Source organism: Nocardia bovistercoris (assembly GCF_015674855.1).
Classification (GTDB): domain Bacteria; phylum Actinomycetota; class Actinomycetes; order Mycobacteriales; family Mycobacteriaceae; genus Nocardia; species Nocardia bovistercoris.
This window is the reverse complement of record NZ_JADMLG010000011.1, coordinates 57,902-77,937: the sequence shown is the minus strand read 5'-3', so window position 1 is coordinate 77,937 and position 20,036 is coordinate 57,902. Positions and strand designations below refer to the sequence as shown.

Genomic DNA, 20,036 nt, shown 5'->3' with positions numbered 1-20,036 from the left:
GAGCGAGAGGCCGGCCGCGACCTTGTCCCGACCTTGCCGCCATGGTTCGTGCACGATCATCACGACCGAGCAGGCCACCAATTGTGTTGGAGCCTCGCATGTTCGAGGTTCGCTGCGATCATCGACGACTCGTCGCCCCGCGGGCCGCTCGTCGAAGATCGCTGACACGGTGCCAGCGAGGGAGTTGTACGAGCGATACGGGGGCTGACGCCATCGGGAGTCGCGTACAGCGACTGCTCGGCTAATATTATCGAGCCGCCCGATGCGTGTGATCCGATCGAATCCGCGATATATCCGGACCCGAAAAAAGACCGGTAGGTTCCTGATACTACCGTTTCGAACTACTTACGCCTTGTCCGGTGTTAGGTGATCCTGATACGCTGATAACGCATCAATCGAGGCCGAACGGATGAATCCCCTTACATTTCAGGCGACTTCGACCGGCCGCGAGATTCGCAACTCTTCAGTCGTCGATGCAGGGGGAAGCGGTGAAGCCGGTGTGTCGTCCACTTGGTCGGAAAATGTCGAGCGATATGTGCCGAGAGTTATTCTACCTTCCTGTTCTTGACTCCGATTAATCTATCCGATTCGGCTGTTCGTACGAGATGCCGTGCGGCCCTGCGGTCGACGGGAAAAGGCATGCCATGGTAATGAGCGAAGACGACACCTTTGTGAATTTTCGGCAGAAGAACGCGGGCGTGAAGACGTACAAGCGCATGATCAAGTTCTTGCGGGACCGCTACGCCACCCGCCCCGGAGGGGACGGCGACGTTAAGTTCTTCCGGGTCGCCGTGATCACGGACAACCGGCGTGAAATCGGGCTGTACTTCGAGAAGTCGAGCCTCTACCTGCGTGGATGGACTGTCGGCGGTCAAGAACCCGCCACCGCGTTCATGGCGGCATGGGACAACGAGGAATGGGCGAGGATTCAGGGGGGCGACCGAGGTCCGATCCAGGCCCTGCCCGCGGGCGGGGCAGGATACCTGGGTCCTCCGCCCGGCGGCTATATCAGCCTGAGGTATTCCGACAATGACAATGCGAAGAAGCCGCGACTCTCGAGAGCTGAATTCTTCACCGCCGCCGATAAACTCTACGACTACCTGGCGGACGGGGCGTGGCGTACCGCCCCGGAACCGAAACGGGCGGAGGTGCAGGGCAAATTGCACCTCCTGGCCAAGATGACGTCGGAAATGGCGAGATTCGATCCTTATCACCAGCTGTTCGCCGCGCAATGGAACTGCGGCGTCGACCAGAATATGCGACCGAGCCCGTCTACCCACTGGACGGTGATGCCACGTTTCGACGTCGCTCACCTGAAATGGCAGAAATTCAGCAAGAAGGCCGTGGAGACCGAATCGAACAGCGAAGCCTTCGAACTCGGAGGCATAAAGGTGACGAAGGAAATGGCCGAGGAAGTTCTGGGGAAGGACGGGGCCCGGTGTTAGAGGATGCACGCTCGGCGAGTCGGACGCCGGTGGATCTGAACGGCCTGCAGGCGCATCTGATCGGTTTGGGTGACCAGCCGGTGCTGGCCGCCGCGGACACCACGCTGCCGGATTCGTTGCGAGACATGCTCACCACCTTCGCCGGTCGCGAGGTCCACGCGGCGGCAGGTGTCTTGGACCCTCGAATCGACTCGGAGGGAAAAGAACTGACGCTGGCGGTGACATGTGCCGCAGGCGGCGCCTGGCCTTCCGACGCGACGGCAACCGCGACGATCAGCGCGATGACGGTCGTCGTCACGAAACAAGGCGCGGTCACCCTCACCCTGAACGGAGAGTTCGACGCCACGGCCGTGGTCGCCACCGTGACCGAGGACGACACCGGCGCGGTGACCGGTGCGGTGCGATCCACGACGCCCGGCGCCTTCCAGGTGGCGACACTCGTCGCCCGCCTGGCCGCGGGTGACAGCTGGAGCGAACTGGAAAGCGGGCTCAGGGAACTGGATCTCAGCGTGGGACAGGCCACCGGATTCGACTACCGCCTCGAGCGGACCCCCGGCGCCGACCCGATCGCCTATACGCTGCGCTCGAGCGCCGTCACCGCGGCGCTCCCGCTGCACGACCTCACCTTCGACATCTGGTTGTGGTTGCAGGACAAATATATCGAGGGCAGCCTGCACGCCACATCGGGCGGGAAGACCGATGTGGCGACGCTGCTCGCCGCCTTCGGCCTACCGACCGATGTGCCCAGCGGACTCGACGTCAGGGAACTGGATTTCTCCGGCGGTTTCGGTGAGACCTACCAACTCGCGCTCGGCCTCGAAGGCAGTTGGGCCGTAGGCCCTTTCGACATCGAGAAGCTGTCCGCGCGGATCGCCTACGACACCGAGGAGAAGTTCGTCGCCGGGTTCTCGGGCACGGTGGGCATCGACTCGGCGATCACCGTCGAGATCGACGCCGCCAAATCGGCCGACGCGAGCGGCGGCTGGACCTTCGAGGGCGGGCTCCCCGCAGGCGACGCGCTCACGATGGCGGCGGTGGTCACGGCCCTGAACCTGACCGGTGTTCCCGAGGTCGTGCGGAGCCTCGAACTGACCTCGCTCTGGTTCGCCCACACCACCGGCACCGAGAAGTTCCACTTCACCTGCCAAGGCGATATCGACATCACCGAAAGCGTCACGGCGACAATAGGGGTGAGCATCGACCGCGACAGCGCGCAGACGCGGTACGGGGGAGTGCTTCGGGTCGGTGAGTTCGAACTGGACCTGGTCTTCGACACCGGCGGCGGCACCGAGGCGATCGTCGCCGCCTACCACAGCACCGCCGAGGCGGCCGAGGTCGAAGTGCACGACTGGGTGGCCGACTTCTCCGCCGATCTCGCGGCGGTGGTTCCCGATGGCCTGCGTGTCGACCTGATCGACGCCAAGGTCGTGCGCGTCAAACCGGGCGGGAAAACCGCGAGTCTGGCTGTCGGATTCGATCTCTCGGCCGATATCGACCTGTCCGGGCTGCCGCTGGTCGGCGGTTTCCTGTCCGAAGCGGGGACGCTCGGCATCGACGGTCTCCAGGTTCTCTACAGCACCGGGATCGTCGACGCCGCGACCGCCGCCGCGGTCAACACCTTGCTCGGCAGCCTGAGCGTGCTGCCGATTCCGGCCGCGGGACTGAAATCGGGTCTGGCCGTGCAGGCTTCGCTGCGCCTCGGCGGTCGACTGGTACCGGTGGCGCTCGGCCTGCCCGCCGGGCAGAGCGCACCGCAGACCGCGCTCGCCGCCGCGGACACCGCGCCGAGTTCGAATTCCACCGGCGTGTGGGTGCAGGTGCAGAAGCAGCTCGGCGTGCTCCAGATCAACCGGGTCGGATTGATCTATCAGCACAACGCACTGCTGTTCGCCCTCGACGCTGCGGTCACCCTCGGCCCACTGACGCTGAGTTTCGACGGACTCGGGGTCGGTTCGCCGCTCGAGGAGTTCGCGCCGACCTTCGCGCTGTCCGGTCTCGGCGTGTCCTTCACGAACCCGGCCGTGACGATCACCGGCGGCCTGCTGCACGTGCCGGACCCGCCCGCCCCGATCGACTTCCAGTACGACGGCGCCGCGGTCGTGGAGACCTCGAAGTTCTCCCTCGCCGCGATCGGCTCCTATGCCCAGCTGAGCGGCGGCGCGCCTTCGCTTTTCGTGTTCGCGCAGCTCGATGTCCCGCTCGGCGAGCCGCCGCTGGTGGTGAGCGCGCTGATGGCGGGCTTCGGATTCAACCGGAAGCTGACCATGCCGACCGCCGCGCAGGTGCCCGGCTTCCCGCTGCTGATCCTGGACGCGCCGGGGCAGAAGGCGATGCACGTCCTCGACGTGCTCGAGGGCCGCGCGTCCACGCCCGACGGGACGACGCGGCAATGGATAGCGCCGCTCGAGGGGAACTACTGGCTGGCGGTCGGAGCGCAGCTCACCGTGTTCGAAGTGGTGACGGCCACGGTCGTGCTCGCCGCGGAATTCGGTCAGGACCTGATCTTCGCCCTGCTCGGCACCGCCGTACTCCAGCTGCCGCTCAAGGACGAGGGCGCGGTCAGGTACGTGTACGCCGAACTGGGGTTGGAGGCAACGCTGCGCCCCACCGATGGCATCGCGCAGGTGCAGGCACAGCTCTCGCCCGCCTCGTATGTGCTGACCCCGGACTGCCATGTGACCGGCGGTTTCGCGGCGGCGGTGTGGTTCGGGTCGAATCCGAACGCCGGACAGTTCGTCGTCACCCTCGGCGGCTACCACCCGGCCTTCCAGCCGCCGTCGTGCTATCCCACCGTGCCCCGCCTCGGCATCAGATGGGCGGTCAGCGACGCCGTCTCCGTCACCGCCGACGCCTACCTGGCCGTGACGCCGTCGTGCGCGATGGCGGGCACCGACCTGCGGGTGCTGTTCCACGCGGGCCCGGTCAAGGCGTGGTTCAACGCCCAGGCCGACCTGCTGGTGTCCTGGCGCCCGTTCTTCTTCCTCGCGGGCCTCTCGATCGAGATCGGCGCCTCGGTGACGATTTCGGTCTTCGGCATCCAGAAGACGATCGGCGCCTCGGTCGGCGCGTCGTTGCGGTTGTGGGGTCCGCCGACCGGCGGCACGGTCACCGCACACATCGTCGTGTTCACCGTGACCATCAGCTTCGGCGACGACGGCCGAGGGGGTACCAGCACGCCGCTGACCTGGTCCGAGGTCGCCGCCATGCTGCCCGAGCGGGACAAGGTGATCGGCATCGTCGCGGTCAACGGCCTGGACGCCACCATTGCCGACGGCGAGAGCACCGGCGGGAATCGCTGGCTGGTCCGCGCCCGCGACCTGCGGTTCAGCACCGGGTCCGCGATCCCGGCCAGCCACCTGCGCATCGGCGACACGCCATGGGACACAGCGCAATCCGGTGACCTGGCCGGTGTCGACATCCGCCCGATGAACAAGTCGGCGCTCGCGGGCGTGCACCGCCTGCGCGTGCGCCACGACGATCGACTCGTCGACACCTCCGGCTGGACGATCACCGCGGACACCCGCAACCTGCCCGCCTCGCTGTGGGGCGCGCCGCCCTCGCCGTTCGGCCACACACCCGACGCGCCGAGCGCCGACACCGTTCCCGATCTGCCGGTGGGCTTCTCGGTGCAGGCGCCGCTGCCGGTGCTCGCCGATTCCCGCGGTGTCTTCCCGCTCAGCGAATACGACGACGAGGAACTACCACCCGGCCTGTCCCCGCTGCCGAGACATTCCGACGACAACCGCGACTACGTCCTCGACGCCGATCCCGACGTCATGGACTACCTCGGCGAGATCGCGACGGACCCGGTACGCGAGCAACGCGACGCGGTGTTCGCGGCGCTGGCCGACGCGGGGCTCTACACCGGCGGCAACGACGCGATGACGGCGCTGGCCGCCGCCGCGGGCCACCTCTACAGCCAGGCGCCGATGGTCGAGAAAGTGGGAAGTCCGACATGAGCAGCAGGCCCCATTCCGCCCGCGACACCCTGCCGCTGGGCGATGTCGAACTGCACGACAACTACCTGCCCGGTCTACAGGCGGGCGACTACTCCATCGAGGTCACCCACGATCTGCTCGACGGAACCGGTTCCGGCGCTTCCTCGATCATCGACGGCGGCCGATTCGGCAGCACCCAGCGCTTCACCGTGCGCGGCCCGCAGGTGGCTCTCGACCCGAGCGCGGTGGTCGCCGTGCAACCGGCCGACGGCAGCAGCGGACGGTTCGCCGAGGTGCTGCCGCATGTCGTGCTCGGCGACCCCATGCTGCCGTGGGAACGCACGATGCGCGACACCACGGAGGGCACGCCGTGGCTCGCGCTGCTCGTGCTCACCGACGATCAACTCCTCGGCGCGCCGACCGATGTCACCCGTACCATCGGCGCCACCGTCGAGGACTTCCTCGCCGCCGACCCCGACGTGCTCAAACCCGACCTGCCCCTGGAACCCGACATCGCGCCGGACACCCCGTGCTCCTATATCCAGGTCGCCTCCGCCGCGTTCCGGGCGGTGGCGCCGCGCCCGGACGACGCGCGTTTCCTGGCGCACTGCCGCGGCGCCAACACCGGCGACCGGCCGATCCTCGGCATCGAGGAGGACGGGCTGTTCTCGGTGGTCGTCGCGGGCCGGTTCCCGGCGGCTCCGACCTCGCAGAACGTGAAAGCGACGAAGAACATCGCGCATCTGGTGTCCCTCGAGGGCCATCAGCGCATCCTGACCGACGATCCCGATTTCGGCGGCCACACCTCGGTGGCGCTGCTGTCGCTGCGCAGTTGGTCGTTCTGGTGTTTCCCCGACCCGCAGGCCGACTTCCGCGAACTCGCCGAAGGGTTGACCCACCTGCCCGACTCGTCCACCCCGGCGCCGCGCGAACGCATGTGGCTCAGGCTGCCGTCGCCCTATCCGGACGACGCGAGCGCCACCGCGGCGCAGCGGCAGGTGGCGCGCCGCCTCGACGACGGCTATGTCGCCGTGCCGTATGTGACCCGTTCCGGCGAGTCGACCTACGGCTGGTATCGCGGACCGCTGACGCCGGTGGCGCCGCTCGCCACGCCGCAGGCCGCCACCGCCACCTCGGCGGACGCGCTGATCGGCTACGACCCGGTGTGGGGAACCTTCGACGTGTCGCTGGCGAGCGCCTTCGAACTCGGCCGCGCGCTGGCCACGGCCGATTCGGCCTTCGCACAACAACTCGTGACGCTGCGGCGCGGCGCCCGCGGCGTGGTCGACGCCCTCTACCACCGCGACACCAGCACCCACCTGCCCGCCGACGGCGGCGCCGCGACCGTGCTCGAAGCGTTCGGCGCACTCCTCGACGGCGACATACTGACCACACTCGGACAGGCGCCATCCCGTCCCACCGGAACCTGGACGCCGCCGACTCCCGCCGCGCCACCGGCGGATCCGACGCGCGACCTCGCCGCCTTCCTCGATTCGGACCGGGCGCGATCGGCACTGCTGGACGCGCTGGACGATGCCCTCGGGGAGCGGCTCGAACCGGTCGCGACCTGGCTGGGCCAACGGATGCTGCTCTACGGCGTGCCCTTCACCCACCTGGTTCCCGACGAGCGGATCCTGCCGATCGAATCGCTGCGTTTCTTCCACCTCGACGGCGCCTGGTCGGACGCGCTGGTCTCGGGGGCCTTCGCCATCGGCGCGCAGTCCAGCCGAGAGACCGAGCAGGACCGGATCATCGGCGCCGCGGTCCGCGCGGCGGCGGCGCGGTTGGCCTCGATCCACCGCGACACCGCGCGTGCGGTCAGCGTCCGCCGACTCGCCTCCTCGGCGAATGCCGAAGCGCTGCACAATGTCTCGGGCTTCCTTCTGCGCTCCGCGATCGTCGCCGGTTGGCCGAATCTCGCGGTGCGCGGCTACGACCCCGACGGCGGGCTGCTGCCGGTGCTGCGCATGGACCATCTGTCGCCGACGGTGTTGCTGTGCCTGTTCGACGGCATACCCGCGCGGGTCGAACTACGCCAACCGCAGGAAGGCTTCCGATTCGGGGTGGACGACGACGGCTACATCCCGTTGCGCAACCTGCTGCCGCCGTCCGAATCGCCCGGCGGCCTGAAACTGGGCGACACCTTCACCCCGGACGTGACCTTCCGCGTCCTCGACCACCTGCGTAGCGGCGGCGACTGCCGGGTGCTCGAGGTGAGTTCGCTCGTCCCGGCGCTCGAACAGGCCCTCGACACCGTGCACGGTCGGTCGGTCGGCCCCATCGGCCCCGCCGACCTCGCCATGCAGATGGTCCGCGTACCCGAGGCGATCCGTTTCGACGGACCCGATCAGGAGCAACAGTGAGCATGCGTCCCACTCTCGTCGTCCCCGTCGCGCTCGACGCGCTCGTGATCACCCCGGCCGTGCTGAACGAGAACACCTTTCGCGTCTGGCGGCAGAGCTACACGGCACTGGCCGACTACGGCAGCCCCGAACCGGACGAGGGCGACCGGCAGGTCAGCGACCCGAAACTCGCGGGCGCGGGCGTCCACCTGCACTGGACGCTGCCGCGCGGCCTGCGTCACGGCGTACAGGATGAGAAGTCCGGGCAATTGACGTTCCCGCTGGTCCCCAACCGCTGGCTGGTCACCCGGTTCAGCGGGACCACCAGCCGCACAGCGAAGAGTTGGGTGATCGAAAGCGATTGCCCGCACAGCGCTTACGCGGTCCACAACGGCGGACACGAGGTGGCCTTCTCCACCGACCATCTGGTCGCCCCCGACGTCGCGGGCGCCTGGCGGACCAGCGCCGACCCCTACCGCAATCAGGCCGAACCCGACGACACGGTGCCTGGCAGCGCCCGCGTGCCGATCGGACTCGCCTTCGACGCCGATTCGTGGACCGAACGCGCCGCCGCCGATCCGCTGTTCCTCACCGCCCTCGGCGCGGGCAACCCGTCCTTCGCCTCCTACACACCCCACAACAGCAATATCTTCTCCTGCACCGACGACCTCGCCGATCTCGGCTACGCGACGACCCTGGGCTACCACGTGATTGGGTGGTACTCCGACCCGGACGCCGACATCCTCGCCACCCTCCCGCCCGGCGCCACCTACGCCGAACACCTCGCGCACCTGCAGTGGCAGGACCCGCGACTGACCGGCGACGCCGACCACGACGCGGCCGTGACCCCGGCCACCCGCAGCCTCTACTCCGGCCAGGCGCTGACCGTCGCGTGGGATCCGGACGGCCCGGCGCCCGCACGGGATCCGCTGCGTTCCTTGCGGGACAGCGGCGCGCTCGACGTCGCGATCGGCAACACCACCGAGGACGCGTTCGCGGCACTGGCCGGTCGCGCGGTGGACGACGCCGCCGGGCTGACCGTCGCCGACATGCAACTGCTTCGCGCCTTCCTGCACGGTCTGCTGGCGCGGGCCGACGAATCCGGCGGCGACGCGAAAGTGCTGCGCGGCATCCGCGATTCGTGGTTCGACGCCACCGCGGGCGGCTACCACTGGACGATCACGCCCCCGCCGACCCCCGACGGCGCGCCCGCGAACTTCACCACACCCGACTGGCTCGACACCCTCAACGACGACCAACGCAGCCTCGACGCACAACTGGGTCTGCTCGCCTCGTCACAATGGCGACTCAACGCGCTCTGGCTCAAACGCGGTCTCGTGGACGCACTCTGGCCCGCCCCCGACGACGCGCCGGATCCCGACGAGATGGACGCCCAGCTCGACCCGGACCGGGACGGCCTGGCCGCGACGGTGCGCGGCCTGACCGACGCGGTGCGCGCCTTGGCCGACGCGGTGCCCCAACCCGACCCCGACACCGCGCACGCCACCGCGCATCAGGCCCTGCGAGCGGGCATCGGCGCCTTCGCGGCGACCAGGGACCTGCCCGCAGGGGCGACATTGAAAGCGATCCCCAAATCCTCGTTCTGGCAGAGCAACAATCCGGTCGTCGCACTGTCGGGCGTGCTGCCGCCCTCCGACGCCGTGGCCGAGGACCGATCGCTGCCCGTGCGACCGGTGGACGAACACAGCTCCAGCCTGATCAGCCGAGTCACGGTGTCGGGCACCGACATCGACGCCACGCCGGGCCGACCACCCATGCCCGAGATCCCCGTTCTCGCCGCCCTTCCGGACGGCGCCGCCGCCCTGCTCGCCGAATACTTCCTGCTCGACCCCGGCAACGCCACCGTATTGGCTACCGCCGCAGGCATTTCCGTCGAAGCCGTCACCGCCGCGCTCACCGCGCACGACCCCGCCGCCTACACCGGAACCCTGCCCGCCCTCGGCCTGACCGCGTGGACCCAACCCTGGCAGCCGCTGTTCATGGAATGGAAGGCGCAGTACCTGCCGATCCCGTACACCGAAGGCGCGCAGCGCTGTTGGACCTTCGACGGCACCGACTACCGCTACACCCCCGGAACGGCCACGGTGTCGGCGAATCCGGTGGACATCAAGGGCATCTCGGCCCTGAGCCCACACCCCCGCAGCCTGTTCGCCGCGCGCCTGGAGAAGTTCGTGACCGATCACGGCACCGGCCCGCAGCGCGACCGGCTGGCGCGGTGGCTGGCCGCCATCGGCGACTGGAGTTTCCTCGCCCAGGAATTGACCGGCTTCAACGAGCGCCTGACCGCCCGCGACTCGCGTGCGTTCCGCCGCCCGACCCCCGACGACCCGCACCACCCCCGCATCGCCGACCTGGTCGGCTATCCCGACGCGGCGGGTGCGGACAGTCTGCCCGCCCGCTACCGCGGCCGCGTCACCACCGTGCCCTACCTGCCCGGCGGCGAGGACGCGCCGTTCCAGGAAATTCGGCAGGGGCAGCTCTATTTCCAGCAGCTGTTCCTCTACGACAAGTTCGGCCGGGTCCTCGACGTCGTGAACCCCGACACCGAACACGGTGGGCTGCACGACTACCGGAACTTCCCGTTCGTCATCGACGACGCCTTCGCCACCGACACCGCGCTCGACCCGACGATCGCCGCCGTCGCCCAACTGCCGCCGCGCCTGCTGCAACCGGCCCGGCTGAACTTCGAACTGCTCGACGGCATGACCGGCACGCGCGTGGTCGGCACCGACGCCGAGGCCAACCCGGTCGGCGGCTGGCTGCTGCCCAACCACCTCGACCACAGCCTGCTGCTCTACGACCCGGCGGGCGCGCTGCTCGGCACCTACCGGCTCGTCACCAGCGGTTCCCGACGCGTCGGACAGTGGGATCCGCCACCGGACGGCGCCGTCACCACCCTCGCCGAACTGGCCGCCCGCGCACCGGTCGTCGCGGGTCTCATCGGTTCGTCGAAGCTCGCCACCGAAGCCGACTTCACCGCCTTCCTCGACGTCATCGACTCCACCCTGTGGACCGTCGACCCGCTCGGCGCCCGCGCCGACCGGAACCTGTCGGTCCTGCTCGGGCGTCCACTGGCGCTCGTGCGCGCCCAGCTGCGGCTCGAACTCGACGGCACGCCGATCTTCGACACCGGGTGGGCCGCGACCCTCGACCCGCCGCCAGCCGCCTTCACGGCGTATCGGTTCGCCGTGCGGCTCGGCGACCAGGCGGCTCGCGACGACGGCCTCATCGGCTACTTCACCGCCGACGCCGACGGAACCTACCGATACGACCGGTTCAACAGCGTCACCGCACCGGACCCGCGGCAGGACTACATCACCCGCATCGGTCCCCTCGGACCGTGCGCGACCCCCTCGGACGCGAACTACCTCGAACTCACCTTCGCCGATCCCGCGCCTACCGAAGTGCTGCTGCTGATGGACCCGCACGCGAGCGTGCACGCCGTCACCGGCATCACCCCGACCGCGGCGGTGAGCGTGGCGCCCAGCCACGTCCAGACACCGCTGGACCACATCGAAGCCCTGTTCCGCTTCGGCCCCGTGCTGACCGTGTCCGACAAGAGCGGGCAGTCCGTCGCGTTCCCGCAACCCAGCGAGAAGCACGGCAGCTGGTCCTGGCTGCGTCCCGGACCGGACGGCGTTTGGACCCCGAACACGCTCACCGCCGTCACCTCCGACGCCCGATTCCCCGACACCCCGATCACCGTCGAGGACGGGCTGCTGCGGTTCACCACCGACCTCGAAGACGACAACCCCGAGGAGATCACACGATGACCGATCCGCCGCTGCTCCGCTACGCCGCCGCAACCAGTCCCGACCCGCTGCAAGCCAGTGGCGCCACCACACCGAGCGAGAACCGCATCACCATAGCCGTTTTCGCTCCGGAAGACGGTCCGGTCTACTGCGACAAGATCCAGCTGGCCGTGCCCAAGAACGATGTCGACGGCAATCCCTACTTCACGCAGGCCCCGAACTGGTCGTGCAGCAACGCCGCGTGGGAGATCGACACCAGCACCGACATCGACGACTGGGACATCGGCGGCAAAGTGCAGTACTACCGCACCGGCTTCCGCACCGTCGAACGGTCCGACGACCGCGTCGACTACCCCCTCAACTTCGGCATCGACGGAATCCTCGGCGCCAACACCGGCACCCTCACCTGCCTGCTGCGCGAGCACTCCGGAACCACCGACACCCCGGCTGATTTCACCTACAAACAGGGGGCCCTCACCATGCCCGTCGACGAACAGACCTTCTACCTCAACAACTTCCTGGCCCGCGACCCCGGCAACCCGAACGTGCCGCGCACCAAATTCACCGTCGGTGACCGGATCGACCTCACCTGGGAGAGCAACGGCACCGCCTTCCAGCTCTACGACGGCGACGGCAGCCTGCTCACCGACGGCGCGGGCACCCAGTACACCGTGTGGGACGGGATCGACAACGACACGACCTTCACGCTGTGCGCCACCCTCACCTCTGGAAACGCGCAGCCGCAGAACGGTTTCGAACCCATCTACCAGTACGCCACCCTCACCGTGACCGTCACGAACCCGATTCTGACCGACCTCACCGTCGCCGGGTATTCGGGGACGAAACTCACCACCGCGGACACCGACGGACTCGCGGTCCTCGGCTCGGTCGAAGTCCAGGGGGAGTGCACCGTCGAAGAACTCTTGAGCGCCAAGGGCGATCTGATCGTCTACGACGAAGGCGAACGCAAGATCGACACCTCGGGAACCAACGGCCTGACCGTGCTGGGCGAACTGTACGTCGAGGACAACTGCGCCATCGACGGATCACTGCGCACCGACGGCGACCTCACGGTCTCCTCCGACGGCGAACGCAAATTCACCACCGAGGACACCGACGGCATCGAGGTCAGCGGTGAACTCGCCGCGAGTGGCCGTCTCACCGCCCGCTCCGACCTCGACGTCTCCGGCGACCTGAGCGTCTACGGCAGTGTCTCCGGAAGCCTGTCGGTCAACGGCAGCCTCTCCGTCGACGAGAGCATCAGCTCCGGCTCCGGCATGTACTCCGAAGGCAGCCGCGTCATCAGCGAGAACGACACCATCGCGCTGCACAACACCTACTACCCGTCCTACCTGTACGCCAGCGAATGGCAGGAGGACAGCGACCGCTGGAAGGTCTTCACCTGGCACGCCGCCGACGAGCCGGTCCTCGAGGCCTACTGGACCATCGAGCGCGGGTGAGGCCGCGCTGAGTCAGAACGGTTCGGCGGCGGTCATGCGGCGGACCTCGGGCAGGTAGGGGTCGAGTTCGCCGATCTCGAAGCGGGACATGCCGATCACCTGCCAGAACTGGCCCGCGATGGCGCCGTCGAACTTGTAGCGGCCGTCGGGGGCCAGCGCCGCCCAGCCTTCGGGCAGCCCGAGCAGGGTCGCCCGGATGGCGGGGGAGTCCGCGTCGGTGTCCCACAGGATGGTGTTCCCGTCGTCGCCGCCGCTGGCGAGCAGGCCGCCGCCGGGACGGAACGCCAGCGACCACACCCGCCGTTTGTGGCCCTCCAGGGTGTGCAGGTGGCGCCCGGTGGCGACGTCCCACAGCCGGACGACGAGGTCGTCGCCGCCGGTCGCGAGCACGCCGGTGGCGGTGTCGATCGCGGCCGCCCACAGCCGCGAGGTGTGCCGTTCCAGGACGTGCGCGCATTCGCCGGTCGCGGTGTCCCAGATCCGGGCCGTACCGTCCCAGGACGCGCTGACCAGCCGGTCGCCGTGGGTCAGCACCGCGTAGACGCGGTCGGTGTGGCCGCGCAGGGTGCGCAGCAGCTGTCCCGACTGCACGTCCCAGATCCGCACCATCGAATCGTCGCAGCCGGTGACCATGACGGCGCCGTCGGCGCTGAAGGCGATGGAGCGCACCCGTCCCCGGTGTTCGCCGCACACGGTGTGCAGCGCGCCGGTGTTCTGCACCCAGATCACCACCGTGTCGTCGTCGTTGGCGGTGGCGAGCAGTTCTCCGGTGGGGTCGAACGCGAAGGCCCACACCGGCGCCGCCTCGACGCTGATGTGCCGGTCGTAGGCGTCGCCGCCGAGATCGAACAGGCCGAGCCTGCCGTCGTTGCCGACGGTGCCGATCAGGTTCGGCCGTACGGCGCTGAACGCCGCGGATTCGAAGGTGAACAGGCGGTCCCGGCTGCCGATGAGCGGTCGGGTCATGCGACCGGTCACCGGATCCCAGATCCGGACGACCCCGTCGTTGCCCCGGCAGGCCAGCAGCGTCCCGTCGGCGTTGAAGCTGACCGAGGTGACCTGGCGGCCGTGGCCGGTCAGGGTGTGACGGCAGGCACCGGTGACCGGATCCCACAGTCGCGTGGTGAACTGGTCGTCGGTGACCGCGAGCTGCGCGCCGTCGGGGCGGAACGCGAACGGCCAGATCGAGCCGGTGTGCGTCGAGAGCTGGTGCCGCAGTTCGGCGTTCACCCCGTCGCGCAGGCAGACCAGCCCCGCGCTGTCGCCCGAGGCCAGTACCGAGCCCGTCGGGTCGAACGCCATCCAGTAGATCGCCGCGCCGTGTTCGGCGCACACGTGGGTCGACGCACCGCTGCCTGCGTCCCAGATGCGCACACTTCCTTCGGTGTCGCCGCTGGCCAGTATCGGTCGGGTGGGGTGGAAGGCGAGGGTGTAGACGCGCCCGGTGTGCCCGTGCAGCCGGTGTACCCGAGTGCCGGTGAAGGGATCCCACAGCGCGAGCGCGCCGTTCGCGCCGCCCGTCGCGAGCAGTCGGCCGTCGGGGCTGAACGCGATGCGGAACACCGCACCGGACACGGCGGTGAATTGTCCCGTCCGCGCGCCGGTTTCGACATTCCAGAGCCGAACCGTGCCGTCGCGGTAGGAGGCCGCGAGCAGGGCGCCGTTGAAGGCCATGCTGTAGATCAGTTCGTGGCCGGTTTCGGCCCGGCAGGTGTGGCGCAGGTCGCCGCCGGGCAGCGACCACAGCCGCAGCACGCCCTCGGCGTCGCCGGTGGCCAGCACCGTCCCGGTCTCGTTCAGCACCACCGGCCACGGCCAGTCCTTGTGCCCGTGGATGATTCGGCGCAGTTCGCCGGAGGTCACGTCCCACAGGCCGACGGTGCCGTCGCCGGATCCGGTGACCAGGACCGTATCGGTGTATCCGACGGCGAAGGTCCTGGCCCGGTGGGTCTGCAGGGTGCGCAGCGGGCGTCCGGTCTCGCTGTCGCAGATCAGCACCCCGCCGTCGTCGCTGCCGGTGGCCAGCATGCCGCCGTCGGGGCTGTAGGCGACCGGCTGCGGGAGCCTGCCGTGCCTGGCGTCGAAGCCGTGCCTGACACCGACGGCGGCGGGCGCGAATTCGGTCTGCGCCGCCGCGCCGGGCACGACGGCGGCGCCGAGCAGGTCGGTGCCGAGCGGTCGGCCGGTGGCCTCGACCAGCGCGGCCCGCGCCCATCGGCTGCCCACCGCGCGCGCACCGGTGAGGTCGGCGCGCGCCAGGCGCGCCCTGGTGAGGTCGGCGTCGGTGAGGTCGGCGTCGGTGAGCACCGCTTCGTCGAGCCGCGCCCCGACCAGCCGGGCGCCCCGCAGGTTCGCGCCCGCGAGGTTCGTGCCGACCAGTCTGGCGTCGGTGAGATCGGCGCCGCTGAGATCCACCCCGCGCAGGTCGCGATAGGAGAGGTCCTCGCCGATCAGGACGGCGTCGCGCAGATCCGCGGTGGGCGCGGTCCGCATCCTTGTGGTCAGTCGCAGCGCGTTGGTCCGCGCGTGCACGTCGGCGTCGGGGTCGGCGAGCACCGCTTCGGCCCAGGCGCGCGCGGGCCGCGGATCGGCGAGGTCGCCGAGGAAGTCGATGGACAGCTGCGACAGCGGCGCGTGCGACAGCTGCGGTGGATGCGCCACGCCCGCGCCGAACTGTTCGGCGATGTGGTCGGCCACAAGCCATTCCATCACCGAGGTGTGGATGAACCCGAACAGGTTCTCGTCGGTGCGCACCAGCAGGCTGCCCGATCCGATGGCGTGCGCGGACTGCTGCACCGACATCCGGTTCGGTCCGGTCAGGTCGACCAAGCTGCGCGCCACCTCGGTCAGTTCCGACAGCCGCAGGTAGGGTTCGCCGATCTCCCAGCAGCGCAACGCGAACGCGGTGACCGCCTGCCACAGGTCGGGCAGGCGCAACCCCGGCTGCCCGCCCGCGACGCCCGCGACCCGCGTCGCCTCGAACGACAGCCACGACTCCAGGATCTGCCGGTACAGGCCCGCGGGCCCGACGGCCTGCTTGGCGCCCGCCGCGGTGCGCAGCCGCCGCTCGTCGAGATCGGCGATGAATCCGAGCATGCGCGGATTCCTGGCCAGCCCGAGCAGATCCTGCAGGCCGGTGATCAGGCGCATCCGGCTCGCGGCCCGCTGCTCGTCACCGTCGTATCGGTTGGTCAGGAAGGCCATGATCTGGGATTCGCCGAAATCCTCGATCGCGAGGATGCGCCGTTCCCGCAGCAGCCCGACGCGCTCGCCGAGCGCGGTCAGCACCTGGGCGCGCGACTCGAAATGCTGGGTGCGGCCCGCGACGATGATCTTGGCCTTGCCCTCGGCGGCCTGCAGTAAGGTCTGCAGGTGATCGGCCGCGAATTCGTAGCTGATACGGGTGACGAGTTCGTCGAATCCGTCGAACAGCAACACCACTCGGCCTTCGCGCAGCATGTAGCGGAGGGCCTTGAGGTCGATGCGGTCCTCGCCGTGATTGGCCAGGTGCGCCGCCACCAGCCCGTCCACCGAATGCGATTTGTCCAGGGTCCGCAATTCGACGAAGATCGGGATCAGCGCGGGCATGGTCGCGGTGATCCGCCGGGCGAGCTCGCGCAGCGCGAAGGTCTTGCCGCGGCCGAAGTCGCCGAGCAGCAGCACGAAACGACCGTGGTCGGCGGCCACCATGCGGGTCAGTTCCTCGACGAGATCGTCGTGGACGCGCTGGTCGTCCTCCTCCATCGCGCGGAACCGTTGCGGCACGTACATATTCGGCGGATACCTGTGGTCGGTGCGCAGCCGCGCCTCCTGCTTGGCCAGGTAGTCGTCCAGATCCAGCAGGCCCTGGAATTCGACGAAGCTGCGCACCCGAAGCCCGTTGCTCGCCGCCTGCTCGCGCAACGAGCGCGGCGGGGCGGCGCCACGGTACACGATCTCGGATCCGTATTCGGGATCGAGGGCGAGGAAGTCCTCGACGACCTGCCTCGTCGTCTCGCCGACGCGCACGCCGATGCGCCACTGCGCGGCCACCCCTTCGTTGTGGTGGGTGACGAACAGGTGCGGCGGGTCCGATTCGACCCGCCGGACTCGGGCGCCCGGATAGCGGTTCTCGCAGATCTCGGTGACCCGTTCCAGCAGTCTGGCGTGCGGATCGAGGACCTGGTTCCGCTCGGTCGGCGCTTCGATCCGGCGCGGATCCGTCGTCTCGGGCGCCGCGGCGGCCAGTGCGGTGTCGGCTTTCGGCCACGCTCGCTCCACCCGCGCCTCGGGTTTTTCCGGTGTCGCGCTGTGCGCGCTGTACCTGACCAGTCCGCTCGCGGTGATGTGGATCAGCTCGTCGCGGCCCGGCGCCGCGGCGGGCATCACCACCAATTCCTTGCCGAGCGTGTCGGGCAGTCGACCGCCGGGGCCCGGTCCGTGCACGAGCAGGTGCAGCCTGGCGCCGAGCAGACGATTGAGCACGTCGGCGTCGCGCAGCAGCGCCGGGTCGTCGTCGGCGGCGTTGGAGCCCGGCACCGGATCGTGGCGCAGGATACCGATCCGCAGCCAGCCGCGTTCCTCGAAGGCGCGCAGTTGTTCGGCGAACCAGGCCGCCTGCGGCGTGCCGATCTGGCCGTAGTCGTCGGCCGCGCGGTGGGTGGCCGACATCGTGGAGTTCAGGCCCGCGATCACCACGTGCAGTTCGGGTATCGGGAACAGCGTCCACGGCTGCCCGATGTCGAACACCAGGTGGTCCAAGCCCTGGTAGAGCTCGGCGAACAGGCGCGCGAACTGGTCGAGCTTGGGGAAGTAGGGCGGCTGCGGGAAGCGGTCGCGGGCCTCGCACTGCAGGAAGTAGGCCTGGCAGCCCGCTTTCGACACGTCGTGGTTGCCCGGCACGATCGCCAGCCTCGCGGGTTCGAGCCCGAGCAGCACGCGCAGCCCGGTCAGGAACGACAGCGCCTCGTCGACCTCTTTCGGGCGGCCGGATTCGGTGAGGTCGCCGGTCACCACGATCAGGTCGGGTTTCGGGGCGCCCTGGTCGATCAGGTGGGTGACGTTCGCCCAGACGCGGGACTGGAGTTCGCCCGCGGTCGCGGGGTCGTCGCGTCCGAACATGCCGCGTCCGAAACGCGGGCCCGCGATGTGCAGGACGCTGATGCCGTCGTGCCGCTTGCCCGCGGCGTCGGGCGCGGCGGGAAATACGGGCGCCGCGACCGGGGTGCGCCTGCGCAAGGGCGATTCGACCGGTCCGAGGTCGCTCGGGTCGCTGTGCCCGAGATCACTCGTCTCGCCGCCGATCCCTTCGAGCATCCCGACCGACGGATAGTTCGGCGCGATGCGCGGTTTGGCCCGTCCCTCCAGCAGGTGCCCGATGCGTTCGAAGAGGGTGCGCCGGGCTTCGTCCGCGGAGGTGACGCCGACCAGGTCGACGTAGGTGAGGGTGGCGAGCAGCCCGTCCAGTGCGCAGTCGGCGATCCGTATCGGCAACAGCTTCCCCGGATCGGTGCGATATGCCGCCTGCCACTCCATGGTTCCGTAGCGCGAAGCCAGATATCTGTCCGACAACACCGCGATCACCACGACCGACTCGCGCACGCCGCGGTCCATGAAGTCGATGAAGTTCGTTCCGGGCACGAAGTCCCATGCCTGGATGAGGGTTCTGTGCCCCGCCGCCTCCAATTGCCACGCCAGCCAGGTCGCCCACCGTTCGTCGGCAGGGGAATAGCTGATGAAGAAGTCCCTGGGAAGCCCACCCCGCGCTGTCACCCACCCAGTATGCCCCGCCCTGATCCCCGTGGAGCACAGGTGGATTGCCATGATGAGATGGCGGGTGTGTCCGAACAGGTGGATCCCTCCGCGTCGTCGCCGTCGAGTCCCGGCGCGGCACGCGCACGCCCGGCGCGGCTGAGCGTTCTGGACCGGGTGCGGCTGTCGCTACTGGCGGCCGGGCTGCTCTGCGTGCTCACCGGTCTGCTGCCGCGCGCCGACGCCGTGGACAACATGCGGCGCATCGGGCCGCTGCTGCTGTTCCTCGGCAGTGTCGTCGTGCTGGCGGAATTGACAAGACGCGCCAGGGTTTTCGAGGTGATCGCGCATCGCGTCGTGATCGCGGCCCGCGGCAACTATCCCGCCCTGTTCGTGCTGTGCGTCCTGTTCGCCTCCGCCACCACCGTCCTGCTCAACCTCGACACCACCGCCGTGCTGCTCACCCCGGTCATGCTCGCGGTCGCGGCGCCCGCCCGGATCGCGCCGCTGCCGCTGGCCATGACCACGCTGTGGCTGGCCAATACCGCCAGCCTGCTGCTGCCGGTCTCCAACCTCACCAATCTGCTCGCCTCCGATCGCGTCGGTATGGATGCCACCGCGTTCGCCGCGGCGATGTGGGCGCCGCAACTGGCCTCGATGCTCGTGACCTCGGTGTGCCTGTGGGTGTTCTTCTGGCGGCGCCGACAACGCGACAGCGACCGGTACGTGGTGCCCGAACCCGTGCGGCTCGACGGCGCCGACGAACGCCGCCTGTTCCGCATCACGGCGGGCGCCTGCGTGCTGTTCATCGTCGCCGTGCCGATTCTGGGCGAACGTGTGGAGTTCGCCGCCGCCGCCGCGGCGCTCATCGCGCTGGCGGCTTTCGCGGTCCTGGACCGCTCGGCCCTCACGTTCTCGTTGATTCCGTGGCGGCTGCTGGTTTTCGTGGTCGGGCTGTTCCTCGTGGTGCCGACGCTGAGCAGGCACGGCCTCGACGATGTCATGCGCGGGCTGATCGGCGCCGATCCCGGTGCGGCGGGCGCCTACCGCGCGGCGGGCGCCGGTGCGGCGCTGTCCAATATCGCGAACAATCTGCCCGCCTACACCGCCGGTGAGGCGGTGGTGCCGGAGCAGAACCGCAACCAACTCCTGGCCCTGTTGATCGGCACCAATGTGGGGCCGGTCATCACGCCGTGGGCTTCGCTGGCGACCTTGCTGTGCCTCGAGTTCTGCCGCAGCCACGGGGTGCGAATACCGCTGTCGCGCTTCGTGCGCACCGGCATCGTGCTCGCGGTCCTCGCCACCTCGGCGGCCGTCGGCGCGCTGCTCGTATTCGGATGAGGTGCGT

General features: G+C 69.3%; 7 protein-coding genes. 6 read left to right on the top strand and 1 reads right to left on the bottom strand.

Translation table 11 applies throughout. The features are described from left to right. The first annotated feature begins 650 nt into the window (after positions 1-650). The 5 genes from IT779_RS24665 to IT779_RS24645 are packed head-to-tail and all read left to right on the top strand — an operon-like array spanning position 651 to position 12,958. Positions 651-1,445, top strand: coding sequence for a ribosome-inactivating family protein (locus IT779_RS24665; protein ID WP_196151787.1), 795 nt, complete (start codon positions 651-653; stop codon positions 1,443-1,445). Then, positions 1,439-5,404: a DUF6603 domain-containing protein gene (locus IT779_RS24660; RefSeq protein WP_198428895.1), complete on the top strand. Its 3,966-nt coding sequence runs from the start codon at positions 1,439-1,441 to the stop codon at positions 5,402-5,404. The genes IT779_RS24665 and IT779_RS24660 overlap by 7 nt, the downstream gene beginning before the upstream one ends. Then, positions 5,401-7,746, top strand: coding sequence for a hypothetical protein (locus IT779_RS24655; protein WP_196151786.1), 2,346 nt, complete (start codon positions 5,401-5,403; stop codon positions 7,744-7,746). The genes IT779_RS24660 and IT779_RS24655 overlap by 4 nt, the downstream gene beginning before the upstream one ends. Further along, the gene (locus IT779_RS24650; protein WP_196151785.1) at positions 7,743-11,519 is read left to right on the top strand and encodes a hypothetical protein; all 3,777 of its coding nucleotides are present in this window, start codon (positions 7,743-7,745) and stop codon (positions 11,517-11,519) included. The genes IT779_RS24655 and IT779_RS24650 overlap by 4 nt, the downstream gene beginning before the upstream one ends. After that, a complete protein-coding gene (locus IT779_RS24645; RefSeq protein ID WP_196151784.1) occupies positions 11,516-12,958 on the top strand; it encodes a hypothetical protein in 1,443 nt (480 codons plus the stop codon). Before IT779_RS24650 ends, IT779_RS24645 begins: the two co-directional genes overlap by 4 nt. A gap of 12 nt (positions 12,959-12,970) precedes the next feature. Here the strand turns inward: IT779_RS24645 and IT779_RS24640 are convergent, their stop codons facing one another. Then, complete coding sequence (locus tag IT779_RS24640; protein ID WP_332838950.1) at positions 12,971-18,709, bottom strand: WD40 domain-containing protein; 5,739 nt, start codon at positions 18,707-18,709, stop codon at positions 12,971-12,973. 57 nt (positions 18,710-18,766) lie between these two features. Here IT779_RS24640 and IT779_RS24635 point away from each other — a divergent pair, with 57 nt between their 5' ends. Beyond that, complete coding sequence (locus tag IT779_RS24635; protein ID WP_196151782.1) at positions 18,767-20,029, top strand: ArsB/NhaD family transporter; 1,263 nt, start codon at positions 18,767-18,769, stop codon at positions 20,027-20,029. Positions 20,030-20,036 lie beyond the last annotated feature (7 nt).